The sequence below is a fragment of the Streptomyces sp. NPDC051582 genome (genome assembly GCF_040681715.1).
In the GTDB taxonomy this organism is placed as follows: Bacteria; Actinomycetota; Actinomycetes; order Streptomycetales; family Streptomycetaceae; genus Streptomyces.
This window is the reverse complement of record NZ_JBFAZJ010000009.1, coordinates 208,685-226,690: the sequence shown is the minus strand read 5'-3', so window position 1 is coordinate 226,690 and position 18,006 is coordinate 208,685. Positions and strand designations below refer to the sequence as shown.

General features: G+C 74.0%; 20 protein-coding genes. 11 read left to right on the top strand and 9 right to left on the bottom strand.

Going from position 1 to position 18,006, the window contains the following annotated elements; genetic code table 11:
* Positions 1-27: 27 nt before the first annotated feature.
* Together AB0M92_RS15130 and AB0M92_RS15125 are read left to right on the top strand one after the other, a co-directional pair.
* Positions 28-753, top strand: a complete 726-nt coding sequence (locus AB0M92_RS15130; RefSeq protein WP_366102562.1) for a glucose 1-dehydrogenase — start codon at positions 28-30, stop codon at positions 751-753.
* The gene (locus AB0M92_RS15125; protein WP_366102561.1) at positions 750-1,661 is read left to right on the top strand and encodes an alpha/beta hydrolase; all 912 of its coding nucleotides are present in this window, start codon (positions 750-752) and stop codon (positions 1,659-1,661) included. The genes AB0M92_RS15130 and AB0M92_RS15125 overlap by 4 nt, the downstream gene beginning before the upstream one ends.
* Here the strand turns inward: AB0M92_RS15125 and AB0M92_RS15120 are convergent.
* Both AB0M92_RS15120 and AB0M92_RS15115 read right to left on the bottom strand, forming a co-directional pair.
* Positions 1,658-2,566, bottom strand: a complete 909-nt coding sequence (locus tag AB0M92_RS15120; protein ID WP_366102560.1) for an NAD(P)H-binding protein — start codon at positions 2,564-2,566, stop codon at positions 1,658-1,660. The two genes, AB0M92_RS15125 and AB0M92_RS15120, sit on opposite strands and share 4 nt — an antisense overlap.
* Complete coding sequence (locus tag AB0M92_RS15115) at positions 2,566-3,003, bottom strand: nuclear transport factor 2 family protein (protein WP_366102590.1); 438 nt, start codon at positions 3,001-3,003, stop codon at positions 2,566-2,568. The genes AB0M92_RS15120 and AB0M92_RS15115 overlap by 1 nt, the downstream gene beginning before the upstream one ends.
* Positions 3,004-3,158: 155 nt before the next feature.
* Here AB0M92_RS15115 and AB0M92_RS15110 point away from each other — a divergent pair, with 155 nt between their 5' ends.
* Positions 3,159-3,497: a hypothetical protein gene (locus tag AB0M92_RS15110; RefSeq protein WP_366102559.1), complete on the top strand. Its 339-nt coding sequence runs from the start codon at positions 3,159-3,161 to the stop codon at positions 3,495-3,497.
* 75 nt (positions 3,498-3,572) lie between these two features.
* A complete protein-coding gene (locus AB0M92_RS15105) occupies positions 3,573-4,325 on the top strand; it encodes a class I SAM-dependent methyltransferase (RefSeq protein ID WP_366102558.1) in 753 nt (250 codons plus the stop codon).
* Between the two features lie 36 nt (positions 4,326-4,361).
* Here AB0M92_RS15105 and AB0M92_RS15100 read toward each other — a convergent pair whose 3' ends face one another.
* Together AB0M92_RS15100 and AB0M92_RS15095 are read right to left on the bottom strand one after the other, a co-directional pair.
* Positions 4,362-5,393: an acyl-CoA dehydrogenase gene (locus AB0M92_RS15100; protein WP_366102557.1), complete on the bottom strand. Its 1,032-nt coding sequence runs from the start codon at positions 5,391-5,393 to the stop codon at positions 4,362-4,364.
* Positions 5,393-6,538 (bottom strand): acyl-CoA dehydrogenase family protein, encoded by a 1,146-nt coding sequence (locus AB0M92_RS15095; RefSeq protein ID WP_366102556.1) that lies wholly within the window; start codon positions 6,536-6,538, stop codon positions 5,393-5,395. Before AB0M92_RS15095 ends, AB0M92_RS15100 begins: the two co-directional genes overlap by 1 nt.
* 89 nt (positions 6,539-6,627) lie before the next feature.
* Here AB0M92_RS15095 and AB0M92_RS15090 point away from each other — a divergent pair, with 89 nt between their 5' ends.
* The 5 genes from AB0M92_RS15090 to AB0M92_RS15070 all read left to right on the top strand — a co-directional run bounded on the left by AB0M92_RS15090 (position 6,628) and on the right by AB0M92_RS15070 (position 11,478).
* The gene (locus tag AB0M92_RS15090) at positions 6,628-7,425 is read left to right on the top strand and encodes an SDR family oxidoreductase (RefSeq protein WP_366102555.1); all 798 of its coding nucleotides are present in this window, start codon (positions 6,628-6,630) and stop codon (positions 7,423-7,425) included.
* 82 nt (positions 7,426-7,507) lie between these two features.
* Positions 7,508-8,095 carry a TetR/AcrR family transcriptional regulator gene (locus AB0M92_RS15085; RefSeq protein ID WP_037845172.1) on the top strand — a complete coding sequence of 196 codons (588 nt, stop codon included), beginning with the start codon at positions 7,508-7,510 and terminating at the stop codon, positions 8,093-8,095.
* A 20-nt stretch (positions 8,096-8,115) separates the two neighbouring features.
* A complete protein-coding gene (locus AB0M92_RS15080) occupies positions 8,116-9,273 on the top strand; it encodes an acetyl-CoA C-acetyltransferase (RefSeq protein ID WP_366102553.1) in 1,158 nt (385 codons plus the stop codon).
* Between the two features lie 215 nt (positions 9,274-9,488).
* Complete coding sequence (locus AB0M92_RS15075; protein WP_008743912.1) at positions 9,489-9,692, top strand: cold-shock protein; 204 nt, start codon at positions 9,489-9,491, stop codon at positions 9,690-9,692.
* A gap of 103 nt (positions 9,693-9,795) precedes the next feature.
* Positions 9,796-11,478 (top strand): DEAD/DEAH box helicase, encoded by a 1,683-nt coding sequence (locus tag AB0M92_RS15070; protein WP_366102552.1) that lies wholly within the window; start codon positions 9,796-9,798, stop codon positions 11,476-11,478.
* 93 nt (positions 11,479-11,571) lie between these two features.
* Here the strand turns inward: AB0M92_RS15070 and AB0M92_RS15065 are convergent, their stop codons facing one another.
* The 5 genes from AB0M92_RS15065 to AB0M92_RS15045 form a co-directional block, all read right to left on the bottom strand.
* Positions 11,572-12,507 carry a tyrosine-protein phosphatase gene (locus AB0M92_RS15065; protein WP_366102551.1) on the bottom strand — a complete coding sequence of 312 codons (936 nt, stop codon included), beginning with the start codon at positions 12,505-12,507 and terminating at the stop codon, positions 11,572-11,574.
* Between the two features lie 28 nt (positions 12,508-12,535).
* Entirely contained in the window at positions 12,536-13,621 is a 1,086-nt protein-coding gene (locus AB0M92_RS15060; protein ID WP_366102550.1) for a nitronate monooxygenase, read from the bottom strand.
* Between the two features lie 4 nt (positions 13,622-13,625).
* Entirely contained in the window at positions 13,626-14,324 is a 699-nt protein-coding gene (locus AB0M92_RS15055; RefSeq protein ID WP_366102589.1) for a CoA-transferase, read from the bottom strand.
* Positions 14,325-14,404: 80 nt separating this feature from the next.
* On the bottom strand, positions 14,405-15,256 hold the full coding sequence (locus tag AB0M92_RS15050) for a CoA-transferase (protein ID WP_366102549.1): 852 nt from the start codon (positions 15,254-15,256) through the stop codon (positions 14,405-14,407).
* Positions 15,253-16,026, bottom strand: a complete 774-nt coding sequence (locus AB0M92_RS15045) for an enoyl-CoA hydratase family protein (RefSeq protein WP_366102548.1) — start codon at positions 16,024-16,026, stop codon at positions 15,253-15,255. The genes AB0M92_RS15050 and AB0M92_RS15045 overlap by 4 nt, the downstream gene beginning before the upstream one ends.
* A gap of 56 nt (positions 16,027-16,082) precedes the next feature.
* Between AB0M92_RS15045 and AB0M92_RS15040 the strand changes: the two genes are divergently transcribed.
* Both AB0M92_RS15040 and AB0M92_RS15035 read left to right on the top strand, forming a co-directional pair.
* A complete protein-coding gene (locus tag AB0M92_RS15040) occupies positions 16,083-16,847 on the top strand; it encodes an SDR family oxidoreductase (protein WP_366102547.1) in 765 nt (254 codons plus the stop codon).
* Between the two features lies 1 nt (position 16,848).
* Complete coding sequence (locus tag AB0M92_RS15035) at positions 16,849-17,757, top strand: SDR family oxidoreductase (protein WP_366102546.1); 909 nt, start codon at positions 16,849-16,851, stop codon at positions 17,755-17,757.
* Positions 17,758-18,006: the final 249 nt, after the last annotated feature.

The window sequence follows — 18,006 nt, the reverse complement described above, 5'->3', positions numbered from 1 at the left end:
TCTATCGCGTACGGGGAGGAGCGGCGGATGGTCTCGCTGGACGGGAAGGTCGTCGTCATCACGGGCGCCGGCCGCGGGCAGGGTGCGGCCGGGGCCCGCCTGTGCGCGGAGGCCGGCGCGCGGGTGGTCGTCACGGACGTGCGGGAGGAGGAGGGCCGGGCGGTCGCGTCCGCGCTGGGGGACCAGGGCCTCTACGTACGGCACGACGTGGCCGAAGCGGAGGGCTGGGCCGAGGTCGTACGGGAGGCCGTACGGGCCTTCGGCACGATATCCGCGCTGGTCAACAACGCGGCGCTGTGGCGCACGGCGCACGTGGAGCGGCAGCGGCGCGAGGAGTTCGAGGAACTGCTGCGGGTGAACCTGCTGGGTCCCTTCCTCGGCATCCAGGCGGTGGCGCCGGTGCTGCGGGCGGCCGGGGGCGGGTCGATCGTGAACGTCTCCTCCACGGCCGGACTGGTCGGCATCCCCGGCCACGCGGCGTACGGGTCCACCAAGTTCGGGCTGCGCGGACTGACCCGGTCGGCGGCGCTGGACCTGGCGGGGGACCGGATCCGGGTCAACTCGGTGCATCCGGGGGCGATCGACACGCCGATGGTGGCGGAGGTGGCCGGACGGGACTGGTCGCACGTGCCGCTGGGACGGATGGGAAGGCCGGAGGAAGTCGGGGAGCTGGTCCTGTTCCTCTGCTCGGACGCCTCCTCCTACGTGACGGGGACGGAGTTCGCGGTCGACGGGGGGATGACGGCGCGATGAGCGAGCACCTCGCGGGCCGTGGCACGGTGGGCGACCCGCTGTCCCCCGGGGCGCGGGCGCTGTGCGATGCGATGACGGCGGCGTTCCCGGGGCCGGGGGACGTGGCGGCCCTGCGGGCGGCGGCCGCGGTCGGCGGCCGGTCGGCGGGACCGGAGGTGGCCTCGGTCCGGGACGCCGAGGCCGGCGGGGTCCCGGTCCGGGTCTACGACCCCGCGCCGGGCTCGGCGGGGCGGCCGTTGGCCGTGTTCTTCCACGGCGGCGGCTGGATGATGTGCGGGCTCGCCACCCACGACGCGACGTGCCGGTCGCTGGCCGCCGGGTCGGGCGCGGTGGTGGTCTCCGCCGACTACCGCCTCGCCCCCGAACACCCCTGGCCGGCGGCGCCGGACGACGCGCTGAACGTACTGCTGTGGGCCCGGGCGCAGGCGCTCGCGCTGGGCTGCGATCCGGGCCGGGTGGTGGTGGCGGGGGATTCCAGCGGGGGCAACCTGGCGGCGGTGACCGCCCTGCGGGCGCCGGAACTGGTGGCGGGCCAACTGCTGGTGTACCCGCCGCTGGACGCGGCCATGGCGACGGAGTCCACCGCCGCGTACGGCGAGGGCCACTTCCACACCGCGGCCCACATGGCCTGGTACTGGGAGCAGTACGGCGGCGACCCGGCGCACCCGCACGTCTCGCCGCTGCGCGCCCCCGACCTCTCGGGGCTCCCGCGCACCCTGCTGGTGCTGGCGGACTGCGATCCGCTGCGGGACGAGGGCTTGGCGTACGCGCGCCGGCTGGGCGCGGCGGGGGTGGAGTGCGCGGTGCACTTGTACCCGGGGGTCTTCCACGGGTTCTTGGGCCTGCCGCTCCCGGCCGGCCGGGAGGCCCTCGCGGCCGCCGCGGCCTGGCTGCGGGCCACCCCCTAGGGGGTGGCGGCGGTCCGGGCGGCCTGTTCCCGTTCGGCGGCCGCCCGGAAGCCGAGGGGCGGGCGGCCGGTGAGGCGCCGGACGGTGTCGGTCGTACGGTCCTCCGCTCCCTCGGCGATGGCCCGGTCCATGCCGGCGAGCATCGCCGCGAACTCCGGCGGGACGGCCGCGGCGAGCGCGTCCCGCATGGACTCGTACGTCAGGTGGTGGTGGACCACCGGGCGGCCGGTGACCTCCGTGAGGATCGCGGCGACGTCGTCGTGGCTGAGCGTCTCGGGACCGGTGAGGACCAGGTCGGCATTGGGCGCGCGGTCGTCGGTGAGGGCCCGTACGGCGACGGCGGCGATGTCCTCGGCGTCGACGAAGCCGACCCGGCCCGTCCCGGCCGCCGTGCGCAGGACGCCTTCGGCGCGGACGGAGTCGGCATGGGCGTGCGTGCCGGTGAAGTTCTGCATGAACCAGGAGGGCCGCAGGACCGCCCACTCCTCGAACAGGCCGGGCAGGGCCTGGTGCACCACCCCCACCGCCGGGCCGCCCGCAGGGATGGCGGAGGAGCCGAGGAGTACGGCGCGGCGCAGACCGGCGGCGCGGGCCCGTTCCAGGAAGGGCAGCATGACCGCGGCCGGGTCCGGGTCTCCCACGGGCGGGACGAGGTAGACGCGGTCGGCTCCGGCGAGGGCTTCGTCGTGCGTGGCGGGGTCGTACCAGTCGAAGCGGACCGGCTCGGCGCCCGGGAGCGGGGCGGCCGAGCGGCCGGCCGCCCTGACGCGGCGGCCGGCGGCGATCAGCTGCGCGGCGGTACGGCTGCCGGTGGTGCCGGTGGCGCCGATGACGAGGGTGGCGGCGGGGACGGCGGCGAGGGTGGTGGCGGGGGTGGTGGCGGAGGTGGCGGCGGAGGTGGGCATCAGGCGGCGCTCCGGGAGTCGTCCGCCGCGAAGTCCAGCCCCGGCTCGCGGGCGGCGAGCGGGTTCCAGTAGTCGCGGTACGAGGTGAACCGCCCGTCCTGGACGGTCACGACGGCGATGTACGTCATGTCGAAGGGGCTCCCGGTCGCCACGATGCGGCCCACGCCGCGCATCTCGACCACGATCGTCGCGGGGTCGGCGGTCTCGTGGATCCGCAGGTCGGCAAAGGCGTGCAGGTCGATGTGGGCGGGGTAGTCGCGCATGTACGCGGCGATGGCCGCCCGCCCCTCCAGCCGCCCGGGCCGGCCGGGGGGAGCGAACGGGAACTCCATGGAGCCGTGCTCGGACCACAGGCCGGTCCAGGAGGCGATGTCCTTGTCGAGGAGCAGGCGCAGGCCGTGACGGTAGAGATCCGCGGGGGAGGAGGGTGCGGGCACCGGCGGGAGCGAGGTGGTTTCGGGCATGGCGGCTCTCCGTTCGAGCTGATGCGGACCAGCGGTCCGTTTCTCTCGCCGAAGATACGGACCGGCGGTCCGCATTGCAACCGCAGGGGACGGCGGTGGCCGGAGTGCGCGGCGGGCATGATGTGCTCATGTCGATGTTGCTCCGCAACCTGCTCGTCCTGGCGGTGGAGTTCGGCGCCGCCCTGCTGCTGCGCGAGCCGGGCGCCCCGTGGGTCCCGGTGCTGCTGGCCGTCTTCGTCGTCGGCTCGGGCGTCCTGCACGGCACCGACGCCGAGTTCACGCCCCGCTTCCTCGTCGCACTGGTCGCGGTGGGCGTCGCGGAACTGGGCGGCCGGGCCTGGGGCCCGCCCGCCGCCCTCCCGACGGCCGGAACGGGCGCCGCGATCCTGCTGGCCGTCCAGACGCTGATCCTGATCCGGTACTCCCTGCGGCGCCCCCGCAGCCGCCCCCGCCGCCGCCCGGCCTGAGCGAAACCCGCCGGCCGGACGCCGTCGGGCCGCCCCGGCCTGGCCTGTGGGGCCGTGATCGAAAACAATGGCGGTATGACGTCCTCGCCCCGCACCCATGCCCGTGCCCGGTCCTTCGACGCCGCCGCCGCGCTGTACTCGGCGAACCGGCCCGGGTACCCCGGTGAGCTGTTCGACGCCGTCGAGGAGCTCGCCGGGCGCGGGCTGCGCGGGGCCAGGGTGGCCGACGTGGGAGCCGGGACCGGGATCGCCACCGGGCTGCTGCGGGCCCGCGGAGCGGACGTCCTCGCCGTCGAGCCCGGCGACGGCATGGCCGCCGAGTTCCGGCGGGCCAATCCAGGGATCCCGCTGGTGCGGGGTGACGGCGACCGGCTGCCGCTCGCCACCGCCGGGTTCGACCTCCTCACGTACGCCCAGGCCTGGCACTGGACCGACCCGGCGCGCTCCTTCCCCGAGGCCCGCCGCGTGCTCCGCCCCGGCGGAGCGCTCGCGCTCTGGTGGAACGACATGGATTCCGCCGTCCCGTGGATCGCCGAGCAGGACGAGCGGATCCGGACCCTGTTCGGCGCCGACGGGACCGGCCACCGCCCGCTGCCCACCGGGGCGTCGTTCACCATGCGCGAGATCCGCTGGTCCCGGCGGATCCCGCTGGAGGTCCACCTGGCCAACCACGCCAGCCACTCCGCCTTCCTGATGCTCGGCCCGGCCGGCACGCAGGAGTTCGTCGAGGCGGAACGGGCCCGGCTGAGCGCCCTGTTCCCCGACGGGACGGTCGAGGAGCGCTACGTCGTCACCCTCGGCGTGGCCGTCATGCACGACACTCCTTAGGGGCGCCGCGGGGCAGGCGGGACTTTGCGGACACCCCTAGCGTTCCCGGAGCACCGCCGCCCGGCACTGTGACGGCGAGCCCCACGCGTCGCGCAGCGGCCGCGCCTTGCGCAGCCACAGGGAGAGGTCGAGTTCCTCCGTGTAGCCGACGGCACCGTGGAGCTGGAGCGCCGTCATGGCCGCCGCGTACGCCGCCCCGCCCGCCGCCAGCTTCGCCGCCGCGACCTCCCAAGGCGCCAGGTCCAGGGCCGCCGCCCACACCAGCGGCCGCGCGAACTCCAGGGCCAGCAGCGTGTCCGCAAGCCGGTGCTTCACCGCCTGGAAGCTCCCGATCGGCGCGGCGAACTGCGTGCGCTGCTTCACGTACGCCACCGTGCTCGCCAGCAGGGCCTCGCCCACCCCCAGGCACTGGGCCGCCGTCAGCAGCCGCGCCCAGCCCAGGGCCGTCTCCGCCGCCGCGAGGACCCGGGGGCCGGCGGCCAGCAGTTCCCCGTCCGCCGGAGGCCGCGACAGGCGGCGCGCCGGGTCCGTGGAGCTCAGCGGTTCGCCCCGGCCGCCCGCCAGCCGCAGCTCGCCGGCCGCCGAGACCGTGAAGCAGTACGTCGCCGCGTCCGCGTCCAGGGCGTACGGACCCCCGCCCGGCAACGTCAGCGTGGCCAGCGCCTCGCCCGCCGCCAGCCCCGGCAGGAAGCGTTTCGCCGGCCCCGCGTCCCCCGCGCCCCCCGCGCCCCCCTCCTCCCCTTCCTCCCCGAGCCGCGCCAGCTCGGACAGCAGCACGGCCGCGGCCGCCGTCTCCACCACCGGCCCCGGCACCCCCGCCCGCCCCAGCTCCACGAAGCCGAGCGCCAGCTCCACCGGCAGCAGGCCCAGCCCTCCCAGGTCGCCGTACGCCTCGTCCGCCGCGAGCGCGAACAGGCCCGTCCCCGCGAGCCGCGACCACAGCGCCCGCCCCGGCCCGTGGTCCCCCGCGCCCCAGGCCCGTACGGCTGCCGGGACCTGCGAGGCGCCGAGCAGGCCGTGCAGCGTGCGGGCGAACTCCGACTGTTCGCCGGTCGGCAGGAAGCGCATCAGCGGCGGCCCTTCGGGAGGCCGAGCAGCCGCTCGGCGATGATGTCGCGCTGGATCTCGTTCGTGCCCGCGTAGATCGGCCCGGCCAGCGAGAAGATCCAGGGCTCCGCCCACGCGCCCTCCGCCAGTTCCGCGTCCGGGCCCAAGAGGTCCAGCGCCGTCTCGTGCAGGGCGATGTCGTACTCCGACCAGAACACCTTGTTCAGACTGGACTCGGCGCCGATCCGCTCGCCCGCCGCGAACCGCGAGGCGGCCGCCCAGGTGAACAGCTCGTACGCGCGCGCCCCGACCACCGCGTCCGCCACCCGGTCGCGCAGCGCGGTGTCCGCCGGATCCGCCCCGGCCCGCCACAGCGCGCGCAGGCGCTGCGCCGCCGCCAGGAACCGGCCCGGCGAGCGCAGGGTCAGCCCGCGCTCGTTGCCCGTCGTCGACATGGCGATCCGCCAGCCCTGCCCCGGCTCCCCGATCACGTCCGCGTCCGGTACGAAGACCTCGTCCAGGAAGAGCTCCGCGAAGGCGGGCTTCCCGTCGAGCCGGCCGATGGGCCGTACCGTCACCCCCGGCGCCCGCAGGTCGAACATCAGGTACGTCAGCCCCTGGTGCGCCTTCGCGGCGCCCGGGTCGCTGCGGAAGATGCCGAAGGCCCGGTCCGCGAAGGCCGCCCGCGAGGACCAGGTCTTCTGCCCCGACAGCCGCCAGCCGCCTCGGGTGCGCACCGCCCGTGACTTCAGCGAGGCCAGGTCCGAGCCCGATTCCGGCTCCGACCAGGCCTGCGCCCAGATCACCTCGCCGCTCGCCATCGGCGGCAGCACCCGCGCCCGCTGCTCGGCGCTCCCGTGGTCGAAGAGGGTCGGCGCGAGGAGGCTGATGCCGTTCTGCGAGACCCGGCCGGGCGCGCCCGCCGCCCAGTACTCCTCCTCGAAGACCAGCCACCGCTCGATGTCCACGCCCCGGCCCCCGTACTCGGCGGGCCAGGACACCGCCGACCAGCGGTCCGCGTGCAGCCGGGCCTCCCAGGCGCGGTGCGCGGCGAAGCCCGCGGCCGTCTCCAGGGAGGGGAGGGGGGCGTCGGGGACGTGTGCGGCGAGCCAGGCGCGGGCCTCGGCCCGGAAGTCCGCCACCCCCGGTGCGTGGGTCAGGTCCATCAGCTGTCCGCCTCCGTCGTACGGGCCCGCTCGCGTACGGGCCCGCTCGGCACTTCCCTAACAAGTGTTTGGTAGGTTAACGTACGGCCATGAGCCTGACCACCCCCAAGGCCCCCGACTACGTGCCGGGTCACGGGCTGCTCCAAGGCCGCACGGCCGTCATCACCGCCGCCGCCGGAGCCGGGATCGGCGGGGCCACCGCCCGCCGCTTTTTGGAGGAGGGCGCCCGCATCGTCATCGGCGACGCGCACGCCCGCCGCCTGAAGGAGACCGAACAGGCCCTCGCCGCCGAGTTCGGCGCCGACCGCGTCGCCTCCCTGCCCTGCGACGTCACCGACGAGGACCAGGTCGGGGCCCTGTTCGCGCTCGCCGAGCAGACCCACGGCGCCCTGGACCTCGTCGTCAACAACGCCGGCCTCGGCGGCACCGCCGCCCTCGTCGACATGACCGACGAACAGTGGGGCAAGGTCCTCGACGTCACCCTCAACGGCACCTTCCGCTGCACCCGCGCCGCGCTGCGCTCCTTCAAGGCCTCCCGCCGGGGCGGGGTCGTCGTCAACAACGCCTCCGTCGTCGGCTGGCGCGCCCAGACCGGCCAGGCCCACTACGCCGCCGCCAAGGCCGGGGTGATGGCCCTCACCCGCTGCGCCGCGCTGGAGGCGGCCGAGTTCGGCGTACGGATCAACGCGGTCGCCCCGAGCCTGGCCATGCACCCGCACCTGGTGAAGGTGACCAGCGAGGAACTGCTGACCGAGCTGACGGCCCGCGAGGCCTTCGGCCGGTACGCCGAGCCCTGGGAGGTCGCCAACGTCATCGTCTTCCTGGCCAGCGGCTACTCGTCGTACATGACGGGCGAGACCGTCTCGGTCAGCAGTCAGCACGCCTAGGCGGGCCCAGAATGGGCCCGTGCCAACGAACAAGCCGACAGCCCGGCCGACCGACCAGCCGACCGCCAAGAAGAAGCCCCAGGTGAGCGCCTCGCCCGAGCGCCGCCGCGAGCTTCTCGACACCGCCGCCGAGGTCTTCGCCGCGCAGGGTTACAACGCCACCACCGTCCGCAAGATCGCCGACGCCGCCGGCATGCTCGCCGGAAGCCTCTACTACCACTTCGATTCCAAGGAATCGATGCTGGACGAGATCCTCTCGGCCTTCCTCACCGAGCTCTGGCAGGGCTACGACACCGTCCTCGCCGCCGGCCTCGGCCCCCGGGAGACCATCGAGGCCCTCGTCACCGAATCCTTCCGGGAGATCGACCGGCACCGCGCCGCCGTCGCGATCTACCAGAAGGAATCCCGGCACCTGTCCGCGCAGCCCCGCTTCCACTACCTCTCCGACTCGCAGCAGAAGTTCGAGAAGGCCTGGCTGGGGACGCTGGAGCGCGGGGTCGCCGCCAAGGTCTTCCGGGCCGACCTCGACATCCGCCTCACCTACCGCTTCGTGCGCGACACGGTGTGGGTGGCGGCGTCCTGGTACCGGCCGGGAGGGCAGCACAGCCCCGAGGAGATCGCCCGCCAGTACCTGTCGATGGTGCTGGACGGGATCGCCGTACGCAGCTGACCCCCGAAGGAGCACCCGTCATGCCCGAGGCCTACATAGTCGAAGCCGTACGCACCCCCGTGGGCCGGCGCGGAGGGGGCCTGTCGGGCGTCCACCCGGCCGACCTGGGCGCGCACGTCCTGAAGGCGCTGGTCGAGCGGTCCGGGGTGGACCCGGCCGCCGTCGAGGACGTGGTCTTCGGCTGCCTGGACACGGTGGGCCCGCAGGCCGGGGACATCGCGCGGACGGCCTGGCTGGCGGCGGGGCTGCCGCAAGAGGTGCCGGGCGTCACCGTCGACCGCCAGTGCGGCTCCTCGCAGCAGGCGGTCCACTTCGCGGCGCAGGGCGTGCTCTCCGGGACCCAGGACCTGGTCGTCGCGGGCGGCACCCAGAACATGTCGATGGTCCCGATCGCCTTCGCCTCGCGGCAGGCGGCGGAACCGCTCGGCCTCACGGAGGGCCCCTACGCGGGCAGCGAGGGCTGGCGGGCCCGGTACGGGGACGCGCCGGTGAACCAGTTCCACGGCGCGCAGCTGATCGCGCGGAAGTGGGGGATCTCGCGCCGAGACATGGAGGAGTTCGCCCTCCGCTCGCACCGGCGCGCGATCCGGGCGATCGACGAGGGACGTTTCACCCGCGAGACGGTGGCGTACGGGGACGTGCGCGTCGACGAGGGCCCGCGCCGGGACACCAGCCTGGAGAAGATGGCGGGCCTGAGGCCCGTGGTCGAGGGCGGCACGATCACCGCGGCCGTCTCCTCGCAGGTCTCCGACGGGGCCGCGGCCATGCTGATCGCCTCCGAGCGGGCGGTGGAGGAGCACGGGCTGCGCCCGCGGGCCCGCATCCACCACCTGTCCGTACGGGGCGAGGACCCGATCCGGATGCTCTCCGCACCGATCCCGGCCACGGCGCACGCGCTGAAGAAGACCGGCATGTCGCTGGACGGCATCGACCTGGTGGAGATCAACGAGGCCTTCGCCCCGGTGGTCCTGGCCTGGCTGAAGGAGACGGGCGCCGACCCCGAACGGGTGAACGTCAACGGCGGGGCCATCGCGTTGGGCCATCCGTTGGGTGCCACGGGGGTGAAGCTGATGACCACCCTGCTCCACGAGCTGGAGCGGACGGGCGGCCGTTTCGGCCTCCAGGCCATGTGCGAGGGCGGCGGCCAGGCCAATGTCACGATCATCGAGAGGCTGTAGCCGCAAGGGATCCGGGGGCCTGGCCCCCGGATCTTGCCCGCGCCACGCGCAGGCGGGGCTGGGTGCCGCCGCCGAGGTGTGCTAGCTTGGTGAGCGTTGCAGTTGTGGTACCCATGAACTTTATGTGCGCCTGACGGGAATGCTCCGCAGGCGCTTTTATTGTTTTGCCGGACTCTCCGGATGGGGCCCTTTGCCGCCTATTCAGGAGATTTAAAATGGCACTTGGCACCGTGAAGTGGTTCAACTCGGAAAAGGGCTTCGGCTTCATCGAGCAGGACGGTGGCGGCCCGGACGTCTTCGCCCACTACTCGAACATCGCCACCCAGGGCTTCCGTGAGCTCACCGAGGGTCAGCGCGTCTCGTTCGACGTGACCCAGGGCCAGAAGGGCCCCCAGGCGGAGAACATCCTCCCCGCCTAATTGCTTCAGCTTGCCGGGGTCCGCACCGCAAGGTGCGGGCCCCGGCTTGTCTGCTGTTTCGCACCTTTGCTTTACCTTGCCGGTTTCAGGAGGGCTTTCTCGCATGACCAGCTCCAGCTCCGCACGACCCAGCCGCCGCCCCACCCGGGGTCGAGGTGCGGCCCAGGGACGTCCGAAGGCTGGCGCGGGACGGCAGAAGTCCGCCCCCGTCGCCCGGCCCCAAGAATTCACCATGCCCGAGCCGCTGACCCCGGCGCTGGCGCCGGTCGACGCGTTCGAGGACATGGGCATGCCCGAGGCGCTGCTGAAGACCCTCGCCGCCCAGGGCGTCACCGAGCCGTTCCCGATCCAGGCCGCCACGCTGCCGAACTCGCTCGCCGGCCGTGACCTGCTCGGCCGCGGCCGCACCGGCTCCGGCAAGACGCTGGCCTTCGGCCTGGCGCTGCTGGCCCGCACCGCCGGCCGCCGCGCGCAGCCGAAGCAGCCGCTCGCGCTGGTCCTCGTACCGACCCGCGAGCTCGCGCAGCAGGTCACCGACGCCCTGGCGCCTTACGCCACGGCCGTCAACCTGCGCACCACGACCGTCGTCGGCGGCATGTCGATCAACCGGCAGTCCGGCGCCCTGCGCCGCGGCGCCGAGGTGCTCGTCGCCACCCCCGGCCGTCTGAAGGACCTCATCGACCGCGGTGACGCCGACCTCTCGCAGGTCGCGATCACGGTCCTCGACGAGGCCGACCAGATGACCGACATGGGCTTCATGCCGCAGGTCACCGCCCTGCTCAAGCAGGTCCAGCCCGAGGGCCAGACCATGCTGTTCTCGGCGACCCTCGACAAGAACATCGACAAGCTCGTCAAGATGTTCCTGCACGACCCGGTCGCCTTCTCCGTCGACCCGTCCGCCGGCGCGGTCAGCACGATGGAGCACCACGTCCTGTACGTCATGGACGAGACCGACAAGAAGGCCGTGGCCACGCGCATAGCCGCTCGCGACGGCCGGGTGATCATGTTCGTCGACACCAAGCGCGGTGTCGACCGCCTGGTCAAGAAGCTCCAGGCGGACGGCGTCCGCGCCTCCGGCCTGCACGGCGGCCGTTCGCAGCCGCAGCGCAACCGGACCCTGGACTGGTTCAAGACCGGTGAGGTCACCGCGCTGATCGCCACCAACGTGGCCGCGCGCGGCATCCACATCGACGACCTCGACCTGGTCGTCAACATCGACCCGCCGACCGACCACAAGGACTACCTGCACCGCGGCGGCCGTACCGCGCGCGCCGGCGAGTCCGGCAGCGTGGTCACCCTCGTGCTGCCCGACCAGAAGCGGGACATGTCCCGCCTGATGTCGGACGCCGGGATCTCCCCGCGCACCGCGCAGATCAAGTCCTCCGACGAGGAGCTGTCCCGGCTCACCGGCGCCAAGGAGCCCTCGGGCATCCCCGTGGTGCTGGAAGTGCCGCAGCAGCCGGCCCCGGCCAAGGCGCGCGGCGGCTCGGGCGGTGGCTCCGGCTCCCGCCGCCGTTCGGGCGGCGGCGCCCGTACCGGCTCCGCCACTGGTGGCGCCCCGGCGTCCGGCGGCCGTGGCCGCCGCTCCGGCGCCGCGGGCTCCGGCCAGGCCCCGGCGTCCTCCGGGTCGGGCCAGTCCCGGCGCGGCCAGGGCGGCTCCGGCGGCTCGGCCAACGGCGGCCAGTCCCGGCGCGGCGCAGGCACCGCCTCCGCCGGCGGCGCGGCCGCGGCCTCGTCGCGCAGCCGGGTCGGCTCCGCGGGCCAGGGGCGGCGCCGGGCGGTCTGACCGCCCCCCGTACACGCGATGACGCCGGGCAGCACCTGTGGGTGCTGCCCGGCGTCGTGCTGTCGCCCGCGGGACGGGGTGGGGCGGGGCGGTTCAGCGGACCAGCTTGTCCTGGAGCTTCGCGAGCGTCCGCAGGTCCAGGCCGAGGCCGTCCGTGAGATAGCCGTAGAAGCTGCCGTAGTCCGCGTCCATCTGCGCGGTCGCCGCGTCCAGGTAGTCCTGGCGGACCTCCTGGAGCGGGATCAGCAGGTCCGGGTTCTGCATCCGCCCGGACTGCTTCAGGCCCGCCCGCACCTGGGCGTCGTACGCGGCGCGGAAGGTGTTCGACGCGAGGTAGTCGCTCGTGGCGGTGGACTCGGGGACGGCCAGGGCGCGCAGCAGGACGTAACTCATCCAGCCGGTACGGTCCTTGCCCGAGGTGCAGTGGTACAGCAGCGGGCCCTGCTTGCCGTCCGCGATCTCCCGCAGCGTCGTCGCGAACTGCGCCCGGTTCTCGGGGCTGGTCACGAAGGTGCGGTAGATGTCGCGCATGTAGGCCTCGGCGCGGCCGCCTCCGAGCATCTGCTCCTGCGTGGCGGGGTCGCCGCTGGATATCGCGCCGAGGAGGGTTCCGTACAGGCCCAGGTCGCTGACGGGCCGGGAGGTGGCGGTGAGTCCGGCGGGCAGCCGGTCGGCGCCGTCGTACTGGAGCTCCATGGGAATGCGGAAGTCGACGACCTTCTTGAGGCCGAGACCGGAGAGGGCGGTGATGTCCGCCGGGGTGAGCTTGCCGAGCGCGTCGGAGCGGTAGACCAGTCCCTGGCGGACCTGGCCGCCGGTCCAGGTGCGGTAGCCGCCCAGGTCGCGGACGTTGACCGCGCCCTGGAGGGGGATTTGGCGAATCGTTTCCGCCTGCTGGTGGTACCGGCCGGCGGTGGTGGCGGTGGTGCTGTGCCCCGCCGGCGCGGCGTGCGCGGCGGCGGGCAGGGTCCCGATGGCGAGGGCGGACGCGAGCACCGCGATCGCCAGGCGGATTCGGGCACGGCTCATCTGGCGGCTCCTGGAGCGGAGAAGGAGGTCACCCTGGTGGTGGCAGGGCGTCGAGCGACCGCAGGTGCGCGAGCACACCGTGGGCCTCGGCCATGACGCGGGCGACGAGCTCCGCACAGGAAGGGAGATCCTCGATCACCCCCGCGACCTGGCCCGATGCCATGACGCCGAGGTCCGTACGGCCCTCGACCATGGACGCCTTGAGGAGCATGGGGGTGTTCGCGGCGAGCAGGACCTGGCTCCAGGACAGGTCCTTGCCGTGTTTCATCGCGAGGCCGTCGCGCACCATCTGCGGCCACGACAGCCCCGACAGCCTGCGGAACGCGGCCGCGTGCCGGACCGCCCGGGCCAGGGCCCGGGTACGGCCCGCCCGCTCCAGGGAAGCGACGAGCTCGGTACGGAGCATCCGGTGCGGGAGCCCGTCCACGGCCGTCGTGACGGTGACGTCCTTGACGCCGGCCTCCAGGTACCGGGCCTTGACCGCGTCGGGGACGGTGGAGTCCGAGGTCAGCAGGAAGCGGGTGCCCATGGCGATGCCCGCGGCCCCGTACGACAGGGCGGCGACCAGCCCGCGCCCGTCGTGGAAGCCGCCCGCCGCCACCACCGGGATGTCCACGGCGTCGACCACCTGGGGCAGCAGTACGGTCGTGGCCACGTCCCCGGTGTGCCCGCCGCCCTCGCCGCCCTGCACGATCACCGCGTCCGCGCCCCAGGCCGCGACCTTCTCGGCGTGCCGGCGGGCTCCGATCGAGGGGATCACCACCACGCCCGCGTCCTTGAGCCGGGCGATCAGCTCCTTCGAGGGGGCGAGCGCGAACGAGGCCACCCGTACGCCCTCGTCAATGATCAGCCGGACCCGCTCGGCCGCGTCCCCCGCGTCCGCGCGCAGGTTCACCCCGAACGGGGCGTCCGTACGGGAGCGGACCTCGCGGACCGCCGCGCGCAGCTCGTCCACGGTCATCGTCGCCGAGGCCAGGATGCCGAGGGCGCCCGCGTTGGCCGCGCCCGAGACCAGGCGCGGGCCGGCCACCCAGCCCATGCCGGTCTGCACGATCGGGTGCTCGACCCCGACCAGTTCCGTGAACGCCGTCTCCAGGCGCATCGCCGCCGTCATCGCCTCAGGCCCGCACTTCCCGGTCGCGCAGCCCCTTCGGGTCGATCACCTCGCGGATCAGCCGCAGCTCCTCGGCGCTCGGCTCCCGGGTGTACGGGACCTCGCCGGGCACCGCCAGGGCGAACCCGGTGGCCTCCCGTACCTGTTCGACGGTGACGCCCGGGTGGAGGGAGGCCAGCCGCATCGAGTGGTCCGGGCCGGCGAAGTCGAAGACGCCGAGATCGCTGACCACCCGGGGGAGCCGGTGGAAGCGGGTCACCCCGGCCGCCTCCGCCCGGTCGTGACCCACCCCGCTCACCATGTCCACCCGCTCGACGAACACCCGCGTCGAATGCCGCGGGATCCAGTAACTCACCGGATTGTTCAGCGTGTTGACGGGTGCGCCGCGCACCCCGAGGAGCTGGCGCGACGGCCGGGCCCAGTCGCCGATGCAGGAGATGTTCTGATTGCCGAAGCGGTCGATCTGGCTGGCGCCCATCATCACGTGCCGGCGCCCGCCGGTGACCATCGTGAGGTGGCGCCGGTAGGGGAGCCAGCCCTCCGTCTCCCCGTCGAGACCGACGAGCAGCGCCTCGCCGTCGGTCAGCAGGAGGTCGGGGGAGAAGGTCCGCTTCGCCAGCCGGGCCCCGAACGACGGGACCAGGCCCATCGGACTGGCCAGCACCTCCCCGTTGCCGCGCCAGGCCTCGGCGCAGGCGATCACGCAGTACTCCGCCCGCGAGACGTCCGCGCCCGTCTCGGCGGTACCCGCCGTCCCGGCCGGGCCCGCCGTTCCCGATGTGCTCACCGCTGCTCCTCGTGCCAGGCCTGGACGGCCGACTGGTAGGCGTGCTCGCTGCCGCCGGAGAGGAAGCGGGCGGAGAACTCCGGCCAGGGGGTGGCCGCGTACAGCTTCTGGAAGGCCTCGTCGCGCCCGTAGTCGGGGGCGCAGGAGGTGAAGTGCGCGCCGTTCGGGGTCTCGACGACGCCGGTGACCGAGTGCCGGCTGACCAGCAGGGACTGCGGGGGGCCGGCTTTGGAGAGCTCGGCGGTCTCCACGAGCTGCTCGCAGGAGACGTACGCGGCGTCGGCGGCCTCGCAGAACAGGTCGTCGAAGTACGGGTCCGGGCCCAGGTACTGGGCGTTGCCGAGGCGGTCGGCGCGGTTGAGGTGGACGAGGGCGGCGTCCATCCGCAGGGCGGGGACGGCGACGAACTCCTCGCCGTCGGCGTAGGGGGAGGTGACGGTCCGCAGCTCCGGATTGACCCGCATGACGTCGGAGCCGAGGCCGGCGCGGACGGGGAGGAAGGGCAGCCGGTTCGCGGCGGCGTGCAGGCCCCACATGAACATGGCCTCGTCGTACTCGGTCAGGGTGAGGGCGCCGCTCTCGCGGGCGGCCCGGAAGTGCGGCTCCAGCGGGATCGAGTCGAGGGTGGCGAACGGGGCGACCAGGCGGCGGATCCGGCCGGCGGCCGCGAGCACGCCGACGTCGGGGCCGCCGTACGAGACCACGGTGAGATCGGTGATCTCGCTGCGGAGCAGTGCCCGCACCAGGGCCATGGGCTTGCGCCGCGAACCCCAGCCGCCGATGCCCAGTGTCATCCCGCTGCGCAGCCGCCCGACCACCTCGTCGGGGGTCATCGTCTTGTCGGTCACGAGAGCTCCTTCCCTGCGGTCGCTCCGGCCGCGGGCCCCGCGAAGGTGTCGCGGACCCGGTCGGCGACCCCGCTGAGGTTCGCCTCGAAGGTGAACCCCTGCTCGAAGCGGTAGCTGCGCCGCACGTCGACGGGGTCGATGCCGTTGATGGCCGCCTTGGCCAGCCGGATCAGGTAGCCGTCCTTGCACGCGATCTCGGCGGCCAGCTCCAGGGCGGCGTCCCGCAGCTCCGCGCGCGGCACCACCTTCCACACCGAGCCGTGCGCGTGCAGTTCGGCGGCGCTCGCGGTGCGGGAGGTGTAGTAGAGGGTGCGCATCAGGTGCTGCGGGACGAGCCGGGAGAGGTGGGTGGCGGCGCCGAGGGCGCCCCGGCCGAGCTCGGGGAGTCCGAAGGTCGCGTCCTCGCTGGCCACGATCGCGTCGGCATTGCCGACGAGTCCGATGCCGCCGCCCAGGCAGAACCCGTGCACGGCCGCGACGACCGGCACCTCGCACTCGTACACGGCGGCGAAGGCCTCGTAGCAGCCTCGGTTGGCGCCGATGAGCGCGTCGTGGCCGGTGTCGCGCTGCATCTCCTTGATGTCGACGCCGGCGTTGAAGCCGCGGCCCTCGGCGGCCAGTACGACGCACCGGGTCCCGCCGTCGCGGCCGGCGGCGTGCAGGGCGTCGGCGAGCTCGTACCAGCCCTGTACGGGAAGGGCGTTGACGGGCGGGAAGTCGACCGTGACAAGTGTGATGCCCTTGCCGGGGCTTGAGGTGGAGACACCCATGAGAGGATCAGCTACCTTTCCACCAAACATTTGTTAGGTGAGGAAGGTAGCAGCCTATGGAGCTCGACGGGAGGGTTGTCGTCGTGACCGGCGGAACCCGCGGCGTCGGCGCCGGCATCGCCCGGTCGTTCCTCGAAGCGGGCGCGGAGGTCGTCGTCTGCGCCCGCCGCCCGCCGCGGGAGCCGGTCGCCGCGGACGGCCGTACGGCCTCGTTCGCCGCGCTGGACCTGCGCGATCCGGCCGCCGTCGAGGAGTTCTTCGGGTCCGTCGAGCGCCGGTACGGGCGGCTCGACTGCCTGGTCAACAACGCGGGCGGGACCCCGTACCGGCTGCTGGGGGAGGGCGAAGCGGAGCGGCACGCACGGGTCGTCGAGCTGAACCTGCTCGCGCCGATGGCGGCCTCGCTGGCGGCGTACCCGCGACTGCGCGAGGCCCGGGGATCGGTGGTGATGATCGGCAGCGTCAGCGGAACCCGGCCATCGCCCGGGACGGCCGCGTACGGGGCGGCGAAGGCGGGACTGGAGAACCTGGCCCGGTCGATGGCCGTGGAGTGGGCGCCCGAGGTACGGGTGAACTCGCTGGTCCTGGGGATGGTGCGGACCGAACTGGCCCACCTCCACTACGGGGACGAGGCGGGGATCGAGGCCGTCGGGGCGACGGTTCCGCTGGGCAGACTGGCCGATCCCTCGGACGTCGGGGCGGCTGCGGTGTTTCTTGCCTCGGGCCGGGCGGGGTATGTGAGCGGGGCGAGCCTGCTCGTGCACGGAGGCGGGGAGCGCCCGGCGTTTCTGGATGCGGCAACGGTCAACAAGGAGAGCTGAGATGGGACTTGCCGAGGGTCGTGTGGTCATCGTGACGGGTGCCGGTCGGGGGCTGGGCCGGGCCCACGCGCTGGCGTTCGCGGCGGAGGGGGCGAAGGTCGTGGTCAACGACCTCGGGGTGGGCCTCGACGGGCAGCCGGGGGAGGACAGCCCGGCCGGGCAGGTGGTCGCGGAGATCCGGGCGCTGGGCGGCCAGGCGGTGGCCCACGGCGAGGACATAGCCTCCCCGGAGGGGGCGTCCTCCCTGGTCGGGGCGGCGCTGACGGCGTTCGGCCGGCTGGACACGCTGGTCAACAACGCCGGGTTCCTGCGGGACCGGATGCTGGTGAACCTGGAGGAGGCGGACTGGGACGCGGTGATGCGGGTGCACCTGAAGGGGCACTTCCTGCCGCTGAAGTACGCGGCTGCGCACTGGCGGGCGGAGGCCAAGGCGGGCCGGGCGGTGGCGGCGCGGGTGGTCAACACCTCCTCGGGGGCCGGGCTGCTGGGCTCGGTCGGGCAGGGCAACTACAGCGCGGCCAAGGCCGGGATCCTCGGCATGACGCTGGTCGCGGCGGCGGAGATGGGACGGTACGGGGTCCAGGTCAACGCGATCGCCCCGGCGGCGCGGACCCGGATGACGGAGCAGACCTTCGCGGAGAGCATGGCGGAGCCGGGAGCGGGCGCCTTCGACGCGATGGCCCCGGAGAACGTGTCGCCGCTGGTGGTGTGGCTGGGCTCGGACGCCTCGGCGGGGGTCACGGGCAGGGTCTTCGAGGCGGAGGGCGGCCGGATCACGGTGATGGAGGGCTGGCGCCCGGGTCCGACGGCCGACCGCGGCGCCCGCTGGACCCCGACCGAGGCGGGCGAGGCGGCGACGAAGCTCCTCGCGGAATCCGAACCCCCGCACCCGGTCTACGGGGCGGAGTAGCCGGCCGCGGGGTCCCGGCCGCGGGGGTGGTCCCGGCCGACGGGGCGCCGACCGGTGACCACGTCGGCGGCTCGTGACGCAGAAACGGCCCCGGCCCCCTGGCGGGGGGGTCGGGGCCGTTCCCTCACTCGTGCGATGGGATAGGACTACCCACGCCGGTCGCGCTTTGAACCGCTCTCAGTCCCACAACTTGTCGCTCCTCGGCCCGGCGGCTCACCGCCCGCCCGTCGGCCGCCCGCGCCGGGCCCG

What these genes read in the sequence shown, in the direction of transcription:
- AB0M92_RS15075 (WP_008743912.1), top strand. Translation starts at nt 9,489, where the DNA reads ATGGCACTTGGCACCGTGAAGTGGTTCAACTCGGAAAAGGGCTTCGGC.
- AB0M92_RS15095 (WP_366102556.1), bottom strand. Translation starts at nt 6,538, where the DNA reads ATGGACCTGACCCACGCACCGGGGGTGGCGGACTTCCGGGCCGAGGCC.
- AB0M92_RS15060 (WP_366102550.1), bottom strand. Translation starts at nt 13,621, where the DNA reads ATGACGGCGGCGATGCGCCTGGAGACGGCGTTCACGGAACTGGTCGGG.
- AB0M92_RS15065 (WP_366102551.1), bottom strand. Translation starts at nt 12,507, where the DNA reads ATGAGCCGTGCCCGAATCCGCCTGGCGATCGCGGTGCTCGCGTCCGCC.
- AB0M92_RS15100 (WP_366102557.1), bottom strand. Translation starts at nt 5,393, where the DNA reads ATGCGCTTCCTGCCGACCGGCGAACAGTCGGAGTTCGCCCGCACGCTG.
- AB0M92_RS15125 (WP_366102561.1), top strand. Translation starts at nt 750, where the DNA reads ATGAGCGAGCACCTCGCGGGCCGTGGCACGGTGGGCGACCCGCTGTCC.
- AB0M92_RS15130 (WP_366102562.1), top strand. Translation starts at nt 28, where the DNA reads ATGGTCTCGCTGGACGGGAAGGTCGTCGTCATCACGGGCGCCGGCCGC.
- AB0M92_RS15035 (WP_366102546.1), top strand. Translation starts at nt 16,849, where the DNA reads ATGGGACTTGCCGAGGGTCGTGTGGTCATCGTGACGGGTGCCGGTCGG.
- AB0M92_RS15090 (WP_366102555.1), top strand. Translation starts at nt 6,628, where the DNA reads ATGAGCCTGACCACCCCCAAGGCCCCCGACTACGTGCCGGGTCACGGG.
- AB0M92_RS15045 (WP_366102548.1), bottom strand. Translation starts at nt 16,026, where the DNA reads ATGGGTGTCTCCACCTCAAGCCCCGGCAAGGGCATCACACTTGTCACG.
- AB0M92_RS15105 (WP_366102558.1), top strand. Translation starts at nt 3,573, where the DNA reads ATGACGTCCTCGCCCCGCACCCATGCCCGTGCCCGGTCCTTCGACGCC.
- AB0M92_RS15110 (WP_366102559.1), top strand. Translation starts at nt 3,159, where the DNA reads ATGTCGATGTTGCTCCGCAACCTGCTCGTCCTGGCGGTGGAGTTCGGC.
- AB0M92_RS15040 (WP_366102547.1), top strand. Translation starts at nt 16,083, where the DNA reads ATGGAGCTCGACGGGAGGGTTGTCGTCGTGACCGGCGGAACCCGCGGC.
- AB0M92_RS15080 (WP_366102553.1), top strand. Translation starts at nt 8,116, where the DNA reads ATGCCCGAGGCCTACATAGTCGAAGCCGTACGCACCCCCGTGGGCCGG.
- AB0M92_RS15120 (WP_366102560.1), bottom strand. Translation starts at nt 2,566, where the DNA reads ATGCCCACCTCCGCCGCCACCTCCGCCACCACCCCCGCCACCACCCTC.
- AB0M92_RS15070 (WP_366102552.1), top strand. Translation starts at nt 9,796, where the DNA reads ATGACCAGCTCCAGCTCCGCACGACCCAGCCGCCGCCCCACCCGGGGT.